This is a genomic window from Modestobacter sp. KNN46-3 (genome assembly GCF_011039295.1).
Genome location: NZ_JAAKGN010000164.1, coordinates 1 through 10,286 on the forward strand (window position 1 = coordinate 1; position 10,286 = coordinate 10,286).

The following is a 10,286-nucleotide window of genomic DNA, read 5'->3' on the forward strand; positions in this document are numbered from 1 at the left end:
CTGAACCGAGAGGGGTTCGTCGTCGGATGCCCGCAGAGCGGCCTCCGCACACCTGTGACGATCAGGACACGGGCGATGTCCGGAGGACGAGCGCGGGCAGTCCTCGGAGGGAGTCTGCCAAGGCCGGTCCGCTCGCCCGCGCAGTGCCGACCCGCCGGCGCCACGGGCTCCGCCGCGGGGACGACGACGCCGGCCGTGTCCCGGGGACGGCGACGCCCTCCGCGGCGGACCGGGGAGGGCGTCGGCGCCCGGCTGCGGCAGTGTCTGCGCCGGGCCGGGCCGGGACCGGCAGCCCGGGCACCGCCGACCTCGCCCGGTGACCCGGGTGGCACTGGCGGCGACCGGTGCTGCTCGCTCCTGCGGGCGCTGACGCTAGGGGTACGTCGGCGTGTCGACAACTCCCCACGGCGACGGCCGGCCGATCAGTCGTCCCACGTGTCCCGTGCGGCCCATCCCGACGGGGCCGCCGGCCCGGGGGACGCTCCGGCCACTTCTGTCACAGGCCCGTCGTACCGTCGTCGGCGTGCCTGCATCCACCGACATCCGGCCCACCCAGGGGCGGTTCCGTGTCGTCAGCGAGTTCGAGCCCTCCGGCGACCAGCCCACGGCGATCAAGGCCCTCGCGGAGCGGGTCGACGCCGGTGCGCAGGACACCGTCCTGCTCGGCGCCACCGGCACCGGGAAGTCGGCCACCACCGCCTGGCTGATCGAGCAGGTGCAGCGCCCCACCCTGGTGATGGCGCCGAACAAGACGCTGGCCGCGCAGTTGGCCAACGAGTTCAGGGAGCTGATGCCCGACGCCGCGGTCGAGTACTTCGTCTCCTACTACGACTACTACCAGCCCGAGGCGTACGTCCCGCAGACCGACACCTACATCGAGAAGGACTCCTCGGTCAACGAGGAGGTCGAGCGGCTGCGGCACTCGGCGACCAACAGCCTGCTCACCCGGCGCGACGTCATCGTCGTCTCGACCGTGTCCTGCATCTACGGCCTGGGCACGCCGCAGGAGTACGTGGAACGCGCGCTCAAGGTGAAGGTGGGGGAGCAGCGCTCCCAGGAGGAGCTGCTGCGCACCCTGGTCACCGAGCAGTACACCCGCAACGACCTGGCCTTCACCCGCGGCACGTTCCGGGTCCGCGGCGACACGATCGAGATCTTCCCGGTCTACGAGGAGCTGGCCTGCCGGATCGAGATGTTCGGCGACGAGATCGAGCGGCTCTACTACCTGCACCCGCTCACCGGCGAGGTCATCCGCGAGGTCGACGAGCTCTTCGTCTTCCCTGCCACCCACTACGTGGCCGGACCCGAGCGCATGGAACGGGCGATCGGTGGCATCGAGGCGGAGCTGGAGCAGCGGCTGTCCGAGCTGGACAAGCAGGGCAAGTTGCTGGAGGCGCAGCGGCTGCGCATGCGCACCACCTACGACATCGAGATGATGCGCCAGGTCGGGTTCTGCTCGGGCATCGAGAACTACTCCCGGCACATCGACGGCCGGTCACCCGGCAGCGCCGGCGCCTGCCTGATCGACTACTTCCCCGACGACTTCCTGCTCGTCATCGACGAGTCGCACGTCACGGTGCCGCAGATCGGCGGCATGTACGAGGGCGACATGAGCCGCAAGCGCACGCTGGTCGAGCACGGCTTCCGGTTGCCCTCGGCGATGGACAACCGCCCGCTCAAGTGGGAGGAGTTCACCGACCGGATCCACCAGACCGTCTACCTGTCGGCGACCCCGGGTCACTACGAGCTCGGCCGGGTCCAGGGCGACGTCGTGGAGCAGGTGATCCGCCCGACCGGGCTGATCGACCCGGAGGTCGTGGTCAAGCCGACCAAGGGCCAGATCGACGACCTGGTGCACGAGATCCGGCTGCGCACGGAGAAGGACGAGCGGGTCCTGGTCACCACGCTGACCAAGAAGATGTCCGAGGACCTCACCGACTACCTGCTCGAGCTCGGCATCAAGGTCCGCTACCTGCACTCGGAGGTCGACACCCTGCGCCGGGTCGAGCTGCTGCGGGAGCTCCGCCAGGGTGAGTACGACGTGCTGGTCGGCATCAACCTGCTGCGCGAGGGGCTCGACCTGCCCGAGGTGTCGCTGGTGGCGATCCTCGACGCGGACAAGGAGGGCTTCCTCCGCTCGGGCACCTCGCTGATCCAGACCATCGGCCGGGCGGCGCGCAACGTCTCCGGTCAGGTGCACATGTACGCCGACAAGATCACCCCGTCGATGGCCCAGGCGATCGAGGAGACCAACCGGCGGCGCGAGAGGCAGATCGCCTACAACACCGAGCACGGTGTCGACCCGCAACCGCTGCGCAAGAAGATCGTCGACATCCTCGACGGCATCTACAAGGCCGCCGAGGACACCGAGGAGGTCACCGGCGGGGCCACGACCGAGCTGCTGGGGGGCTCGGGGCGTCAGCAGTCGCGCGGCAAGTCGCCGGTGCCCGGGCTGTCGTCGAAGAGCCGGGCGAAGGCCGGGTCGATCGACGTCCAGGGTCTGCCGCGCAACGAGCTCGCCGACATGATCACCTCGATGAACGAGCAGATGCTGGCGGCGGCCCGCGAGCTGCAGTTCGAGGTGGCGGCCAGGCTGCGCGACGAGCTGACCGAGCTGAAGAAGGAGCTACGGCAGTTCGACGCCGCGCACGCCTGAGCCGGTTCGCAGGTCCTCGTCGTCCGCGGGCACAGGTCCTAGCCGTCCGCGGGCACAGGTCCTAGCCGTCCGCGGGCACAGGTCCTAGCCGTCCGCGGGCACAGGTCCTAGCCGTCCGCGAGCACAGGTCATAGCCCTCCGCGGGAACTCTGCGGGGCGGTCGTTCGTAGGGGACCCTGGGACCTGGACCGCCGGGGTCGGTGCGTTGCCGCGCCGGACCGGGCAGGCCCCACGTGGAGGGGAGTATCCCGCCCGCGGCAGTGTCGTCAACACGGGATCCCACGGTCCCCGGCGCTGCCGGCCGACCCGCCTGGCGGGTCGGTGGGAGAGACCTCCGGTGCTGACATGAGCCAGACGACCGGAGGAAATGCATGGACGTCCCCCTGTGGGTGTGGGGCATCACGGTGGCTGCGATCATCGGGATGCTCGTCTTCGACTTCTTCGGCCACGTGCGCACGCCGCACGCGCCGACCCTGAAGGAATCCGGCACCTGGTCGGCGGTCTACATCGCCATCGCCCTCCTGTTCGGGCTGGTCGTGCTCGTCTTCTGGGGCGGCACCTACGCCGGTGAGTACTTCGCCGGCTGGGTCACCGAGAAGAGCCTCTCGGTCGACAACCTGTTCGTCTTCGTGCTGATCATGGCCAGCTTCGCCGTACCGCGTGAGCTGCAGCAGAAGGTCCTGCTGTTCGGCATCGCCTTCGCGCTCGTGCTGCGGACGATCTTCATCTTCCTCGGGGCCGCGGCCATCGAGAACTTCAGCTGGGTCTTCTACATCTTCGGCGGCTTCCTCATCTGGACCGCGATCGCCCAGGCCCGCAGTGGCGGTCACGACGACGACGAGGAGTTCAAGGAGAACTCGGTCCTGCGGCTGACCCGCAAGGTGCTCCCGACGACCGAGGAGTACCACTCCGACCGCCTGGTCACGAAGATCAAGGGGAAGCGGTTCATCACCCCCCTGATGATCGCGCTCATCGCCATCGGCAGCGCCGACATCCTCTTCGCCGTCGACTCGATCCCGGCGATCTTCGGTCTCACCCAGGAGACCTACCTGGTCTTCACCGCGAACGCGTTCGCCCTGCTGGGTCTGCGCCAGCTGTTCTTCCTCATCGACGGACTGCTCGACAAGCTCGTGTACCTGGCCTACGGCCTGTCGGTCATCCTCGGGTTCATCGGCATCAAGCTGCTGATCCACGCGCTGCACGAGAACACGCTGCCGTTCATCAACGGCGGCGAGCACGTCACCCTGGTCCCGGAGATCCCGACCTGGCTGTCGCTGCTCGTCATCCTGGTGACCCTGCTGGTGACCACCTGGGCGAGCCTGCGGAAGAACAAGAAGGACGCCCAGCGGCGCGCGGAGCGCGGCGCCGGGGACCCGGCGGCCGACAGCGCCGGGCGGCACATCGGCGCACCGGGCGACCCGGACGCCGACACGGCCGAGGCGCCGGCCGACCCGCGCGAGGTGCCGGTGAGCCGGCCGGAGTCGCGCACCGACTGAGCGCGCGCGGGGCCAGGGGTGACGAACGTCGCCCCTGGCCCCGCGCCACAGCGGCCGGGGACACGGGTCGTCGACCGATGCACGGGGCAACGAACCCGTAGAGTGCCGGTACGTGGAGCTCCCCGTCTGGTTCGAGATCTCGACGTTCGTGGGGCTCACCGTCCTGCTGCTCGCCGACCTCGCCCTCGTCGTCCGTCGTCCGCACGAGCCCTCCGTCAAGGAGGCGACGGCGTGGGTGGTCTTCTACGTGGCCCTGGCGCTGGCCTTCGGCGGGATCGTGCTGGCGGTGACCAACGGGCAGTTCGCCACCGAGTTCTACGCCGGCTGGTTGACCGAGTACTCGCTCTCGGTCGACAACCTGTTCGTCTTCGTGATCATCATGGCCCGCTTCCGGGTGCCCCGGAAGCTCCAGCAAGAGGTCCTGATGGTCGGGATCATCATCGCGCTGGTGCTGCGCGGCCTCTTCATCCTCGCCGGCGCCGCCGTCATCGAGCGGTTCATCTGGGTCTTCTTCCTCTTCGGTGCGTTCCTCGTCTACACCGCGATCAACCTGGTCCGGCACCGCGAGGAGGACGAGGACTACGAGGAGAACGGCCTGATCCGGCGGATGCGCAAGGTCCTGCCGATGACCCAGGACTTCCACGACAGCAAGATCCGCGTCGTCCAGGACGGCAAGAAGCTGTGGACGCCGATGATCGTGGTGTTCCTGGCACTGGGCACGACCGACCTGCTGTTCGCGCTGGACAGCATCCCGGCGATCTTCGGGCTGACCCGCGAGCCGTTCATCGTCTTCACCGCGAACATCTTCGCGCTGATGGGCCTCCGCCAGCTGTACTTCCTGCTCGGCGGTCTGCTCAAGCGCCTCGTCTACCTGTCCCTGGGGCTGGCCGTCATCCTGGCCTTCATCGGCGTCAAGCTGATCCTCGAGGCACTGCACGAGAACCAGTACCCCTTCGCCGGTGAGCGTGAGCCGCTGGAGAGCATCCCGGCGATCCCGACCTGGCTGTCGCTGACGGTCATCCTGGTGGTCCTGCTGGTCGCCACCGTGGCCAGCCTGATCAAGACCCGCGGCGAGGTGCCCGACGCCGAGGGTGCCGCGATCGACCCGGCCGCCACCGACACCGGTGAGCCCGGCCGGCCCGGCGCGCTGGCCGAGGACGAGCAGCGCGCCCGCGCCGCCACCGGCGAGGACCCCCACCGCACCAGCTGAGCGCGGCGGCGGCCCGGCCTCCCGGGCCGCCGCCGTGTGGTCAGCGGGGCGGGATCGTCCCCGGCTCGACGGTCGAGCCGCCGACGGCGACCAGGACGCCGTCCCGCCACACCTCGCGCACCCGCCCGGCCAGGCCGGTGAGGTCGCCCGCGTCGCCGTCCAGGACCACCAGGTCGGCCCGCTTGCCGGGCTGCAGGCTGCCCAGCTCGCCGTCGACACCCAGCAGTTCGGCGGCCGACAGCGTCGCGGCGTGCCAGGCCTGGTCCGCGGTCATCCCGCAGCCGGCCATCAGGCCGAGCTCGGAGAGGTTGTCGCCGTGCGGGCCCACCCCGCTGTCGGTCCCCATCGCGACCTTCACCCCCGCCTCGACCGCCCGGCGGACGGACTCGTCGTGCACCGACTGCACCGCGCGGGCCTTCTCGATCACGGCCTCGGGCAGCGACGCCCCCGCGGCGACGGCGGTGAGCACCGCCCGGGGCGCGGCAAGGGTGGGCACCAGCCACGTCCCGTGGGTCAGCATCAGGTCGATCGCCTCGTCGTCGAGGTAGATGCCGTGCTCGATCGAGCGGATTCCGGCCCGGACGGCGGCCTTGATCCCCTCCGCGCCCTGCGCGTGCGCCATCACGTGCACACCGGCCGCCACCGCCTCCTCGACCAGCACGTCGAGCTCGGCCGGCCGGAAGTGCGGGTGCCGCGGGTCGTCCCGGGCGGAGAGGACGCCGCCACTGGTAGCCACCTTGAGCACGTCGGCGCCGGCGCGCAGCAGCTCGCGCACGGTGCGGCGCATCTCGTCGGCGCCGTCCACGACGGTGCCCGGCCGGCCGGGGTGCGGCCCCATCAGCGGCACCTCGGCGCCGCAGATGTGCCAGCCGTCGCCGTGCCCACCCGTCTGGGACAGCATGCTGATCGCGATCTGCATCCGCGGCCCGGCGATCAGCCCGTCGCGCACGGCCTGGGCCACTCCCAGGTCGGCACCGCCGGCGTCCCGCACCGAGGTGATGCCCAGCGCCAGGGTGCGGCGGAGGTTGTGCACCGCCTCGTAGAAGCCGTAGCTGAACGGCGTCTGCAGCAGCCGCAGCATGTCCACGCCGCTGAGCATGACGTGCACGTGGCAGTCGAAGAGGCCCGGCAGCACGGTGCCGCCGGCGCAGTCGACGACCTCGTCGCCGTCCAGCCCCGTGCCGACGTCCAGGACGCGGCCGTCCTCCACGAGGACGTCGGCGCGGGCAGCGGGCCCGCCCGTGCCGTCGAACACCTGGCCACCCGCGAACACCCGTCGTGTCATCCGCGTCACACTAGCGATCCGGCAGCGGGCCGCAGGACCGTGCGGCCGGGGCAGGTCGGGTCGGCGCGTGGTTGGCTCCCGGTCATGAGCCCCCCGACCGACGCCGGCCGCGTCGCCGGCCTGGTCGGGGTCCTCTTCGGGCTCGCCGGCATGGGCAGTGCTGCGGTCGCGGTCACGCTGCCGGCCATCGCCGCCGACCTCGACCTGACGACCGGCGGCGTCTCCTGGGTGATCAGCCTCTACGCGCTGATGCTGGCCGTGGCGACCGCCGTGTACGGCCGGATCGCCGACCTGGCCGGCATCCGGCTGCCGCTGGTCGTCGGCGTGGCCCTGATGACCGCCGGGGCGGTGCTCGGCGGCCTGGCCCCCAGCTACCCGGTGCTGCTGGGTGCCCGCGTCCTCCAGGGCCTCGGTGCGGCTGCGGTCCCGGTGCTCGGCATGGCGATCGTCAGCGCGCGGTACGAGGGAGCGGTGCGCACCGCTGCGCTGGGCAAGGTCGCCGGCACCGCGGCGGCGGTCAGCGCCCTGGGGCCGTTGGTCGGTGGGCTGGTCGCCGACGTCGCCAGCTGGCGGGCGGTCGTGGTGCTGCCGGCACTCGGACTGCTGCTGGTGCCGGTGCTGTGGCGCTCGGTCCCCGCCGTGGGCACCGGTGCCCGGCTGGACGTGCTGGGCGCGGTCCTGGTCGCCGGCACCGCCGCCGGCCTGGTGCTGCTCGTGCAGTCCCCGGCCTCCGGGGTGGTGATCGCCGCCGTCGGTGCCGCGCTGCTGGGGCTGGGCGTCCCGGCGGTCGCCGCGCAGGTGCGCCGCCGGCCGGAGGGCTTCCTGCCCACGGCCGTCCTCCGGGAGCCGGTGGTGGTCCGCAGCGCGCTGGCCGCCTCGGCCGTCCCGGCCGCCTGGTTCGCGCTGCTGATCGCCGTCCCCGCCGTGCTCGCGGGCGAGGGGTGGACGCCGCTGCACATCGGCCTGGCGCTGGTGCCCAGCGCGGTCACCGGCTTCCTCGCCCCGCGGCTCGCCGGTCCGCTGCTGGCCCGGCTCGGCCCCGCCCGGTCGCTGGCCATCTCCGGGGTCATCGCGACCGTCGCGCTGCTGGTCGCTGCGCTCGGTGCCAGCGCTGGTTCCGCCCCCGGCCTGGTGACGGCCGTCGTCCTGGTGACGGTCGCCTTCGGGCTCGGCCAGCCGGCACTGATGGCCGCGGTCGGCGGCGCCGTTCCCGACGAGGTGCGCGGCGTCGCGCTGGGCATCGCCACGCTGGTCTTCCTGGTCGGCGGCGGGGTGGGGTCGGCGGTGGTCGGCGGTGCGGGCGAGGTGCTCGGGCTGGACCGCAGTCTGCTGCTGCTCGCCGCACTGCCGCTGTTCGGTGCGCTGGGCCTGGCCCGCAGCATGCGGGCGGAACGGCGCGACCCGGGAGCACTCACCCCTTAGCAGGGCTCACCATCTGCGCCGCCGTGCCCTGGGCTAGCGTGCCCGGCATGCGGCCGACCGACCTCTCCCTGCTGCGCGTTCCCGGTGTGCCCACGGTGTCCCCGGACGGGGCGACCGCCGTCGTCGCCGTCAGCCGGCTGGACCTGGACGCCGACGAGTACCGCAGCCAGCTGTGGACCGTCCCGACCGACGGTTCGGCGCCGGCCCGACCGCTCACCCACGGCCACCACGACTCGGCACCCGCGTTCTCCCCGGACGGCCACTGGCTGGCCTACCTGTCAGCCGAGCCGAAGGGGAAGCCACAGCTGCACGTGCTGCCCGCCGGCGGTGGCACGGCCCGGCCGCTGACCGACCACCACCTGGGCGCCGGCACCCCCGTGTGGTCGCCGGACTCCCGCCGGCTGGCCTACACCGCGCGGGTGCCCGAGCAGGGGCGGTACGGCACCGACGAGGACGTGTCGCCGGGCGCGGAGCCTCCCCGGCTGATCACCACCCTGAAGTACCGGGCCGACGACATCGGTTTCACCAACGACCGCCGCAGTCACGTCTTCGTCGTCGACCTGCCCGCGGACACCGACGACGACGCCGTCGAGCAGCCCACGCCGTTCCAGGTCACCGGCGGCGACGTCGACGACACCGACGTCGCCTGGCGTCCGGACGGCGCCGAGCTCGCCTTCGTCTCCGCGCGGCACGAGGGCGCCGACCTGGACCTGGTCTCCGACGTGTACGTCGTCCGGCCCGACGGCAGCGAACTGCGCCGGGTCACCGACTCCCGGTCCGCGTGCAGCCACCCGGCCTACGACCCGGACGATCCCACCGGCAGCACCATCTACCTCTCGGCGATCCCCGACCTGGGTCCGCGCGGCCGGGACTTCGTCGGCCGGAACACCACCCTGGCGCAGGTCAGCGCCGCGGGTGGCCCGGTGGTGCCGCTGCTCGACCCGGAGGAACACGACCGCGGCGACGAGACCCCGGCGACCGTGGTGGCCGGTGGCGCCGCCCTCACCGGCATCCAGCGCCGCGGCGCGGTCGAGCTGCTGCGGGTCCCGCTCGGCGGGGGCGAGCCCGAGGTGCTGGTCGAGGGGCAGTACACGGTGCGGGGGATGGCCGTCGGGGGCGGCGTCGTCGTCGCCACCGTCGCGCACGACCGCTCGGCGGGCGAGCTCATCGCGGTCACCCCCGGACGGCGCCGGCTGATCACCGGCTTCGGTGCGCCGCTGCAGGCCACCGGCCGGCTGCACCGGATGCGGGAGACGACGGCGACCGCGCCGGACGGCTACCCGGTGCACGGCTGGGTCACCACGCCGCCCGGGCCGGGGCCGCACCCGGTGCTGCTGACCGTGCACGGCGGGCCGTTCAGCCAGTACGGCTGGACGCTGTTCGACGAGACCCAGGCCTACGTCGAGGCCGGCTACGCCGTGCTGATGTGCAACCCCCGCGGGTCGTCGGGCTACGGCCAGGCGCACGGCCGGGTGATCAAGGAGCACATGGGCGAGCTGGACGCCGACGACGTGCTGGCCTTCCTCGACGCGGCGCTGACCGACCCGGGGCTGGACGCCACCCGCGTCGGGCTGATGGGCGGCTCGTACGGCGGGTTCATGACCACGCTGCTGCTCGGCCGCACCGACCGGTTCGTCGCCGGCATCAGCGAGCGGGGCTTCAACGACCCGGTGAGCTTCGTCGGCTCCTCCGACATCGGGTTCTTCTTCCCCGACGAGTACGTGGGCACCGACCCCGAGCGCGTCGTCGCGCAGTCGCCGATGGCCTCGGCGCACCGGATCACCACCCCGACGATGGTGATCCACTCGGAGGAGGACTGGCGCTGCCCGCTGGAACAGGGCACCCGGCTCTACGTGGAGCTCAAGCGCCGCGACGTCCCCACCGAGCTGCTGCTCTTCCCGGGGGAGGGGCACGAGCTGTCCCGGTCCGGCCGGCCGAAGCACCGCCGGGCGCGGCTCGAGCATGTGCTGCGCTGGTGGAGCCGCTGGCTGCCGACCCCGCAGAACAGCCCGGCGATGGGCGCGCTTCCGGCCGGGTCCGGCCCGGCCGGGCCCGACCCGGCCGAGCCGCTGACCGTGCAGGCGACCAGGGTCGACTAATGGGGCTTACCGGGCCTTCCAGTTTCTGGCAGGTTCGGCTCCGGTAGCGGCCGGTGGGTCAGCACTCTCGTCGACTGGAACGCTTGGATTCCTAGCCTCAGATCGTGCGCCCACCGGT

Annotated in this window: 6 protein-coding genes; 5 read left to right on the forward strand and 1 reads right to left on the reverse strand. The window is 72.2% G+C overall.

Annotated features, from left to right (window positions below; all coding sequences use genetic code 11):
- Positions 1 to 523: 523 nt before the first annotated feature.
- From uvrB to G5C62_RS22710, 3 genes are all read left to right on the forward strand, one after another.
- Positions 524 to 2,656: an excinuclease ABC subunit UvrB gene (uvrB, locus tag G5C62_RS22700; RefSeq protein WP_164702789.1), complete on the forward strand. Its 2,133-nt coding sequence runs from the start codon at positions 524 to 526 to the stop codon at positions 2,654 to 2,656.
- 371 nt (positions 2,657 to 3,027) lie between these two features.
- The gene (locus G5C62_RS22705; protein ID WP_164702790.1) at positions 3,028 to 4,152 is read left to right on the forward strand and encodes a TerC family protein; all 1,125 of its coding nucleotides are present in this window, start codon (positions 3,028 to 3,030) and stop codon (positions 4,150 to 4,152) included.
- 112 nt (positions 4,153 to 4,264) lie between these two features.
- Positions 4,265 to 5,362 (forward strand): TerC family protein, encoded by a 1,098-nt coding sequence (locus tag G5C62_RS22710; protein WP_164702791.1) that lies wholly within the window; start codon positions 4,265 to 4,267, stop codon positions 5,360 to 5,362.
- 40 nt (positions 5,363 to 5,402) lie between these two features.
- On the opposite strand, the gene G5C62_RS22715 is transcribed toward G5C62_RS22710, so the two are convergent.
- Positions 5,403 to 6,647, reverse strand: a complete 1,245-nt coding sequence (locus tag G5C62_RS22715; RefSeq protein ID WP_164702792.1) for an amidohydrolase family protein — start codon at positions 6,645 to 6,647, stop codon at positions 5,403 to 5,405.
- A gap of 84 nt (positions 6,648 to 6,731) precedes the next feature.
- On the opposite strand from G5C62_RS22715, the gene G5C62_RS22720 reads away from it, so the two are divergent.
- Both G5C62_RS22720 and G5C62_RS22725 read left to right on the forward strand, forming a co-directional pair.
- Positions 6,732 to 8,069: an MFS transporter gene (locus G5C62_RS22720; RefSeq protein WP_164702793.1), complete on the forward strand. Its 1,338-nt coding sequence runs from the start codon at positions 6,732 to 6,734 to the stop codon at positions 8,067 to 8,069.
- Between the two features lie 47 nt (positions 8,070 to 8,116).
- Positions 8,117 to 10,168: a S9 family peptidase gene (locus tag G5C62_RS22725; RefSeq protein WP_164702794.1), complete on the forward strand. Its 2,052-nt coding sequence runs from the start codon at positions 8,117 to 8,119 to the stop codon at positions 10,166 to 10,168.
- The last annotated feature ends 118 nt before the right edge of the window (positions 10,169 to 10,286 follow it).

Coding starts and splice junctions, on each gene's coding strand:
- G5C62_RS22705 (WP_164702790.1), top strand. CDS start 3,028: ATGGACGTCCCCCTGTGGGTGTGGGGCATCACGGTGGCTGCGATCATC.
- G5C62_RS22715 (WP_164702792.1), bottom strand. CDS start 6,647: ATGACACGACGGGTGTTCGCGGGTGGCCAGGTGTTCGACGGCACGGGC.
- G5C62_RS22720 (WP_164702793.1), top strand. CDS start 6,732: ATGAGCCCCCCGACCGACGCCGGCCGCGTCGCCGGCCTGGTCGGGGTC.
- G5C62_RS22725 (WP_164702794.1), top strand. CDS start 8,117: ATGCGGCCGACCGACCTCTCCCTGCTGCGCGTTCCCGGTGTGCCCACG.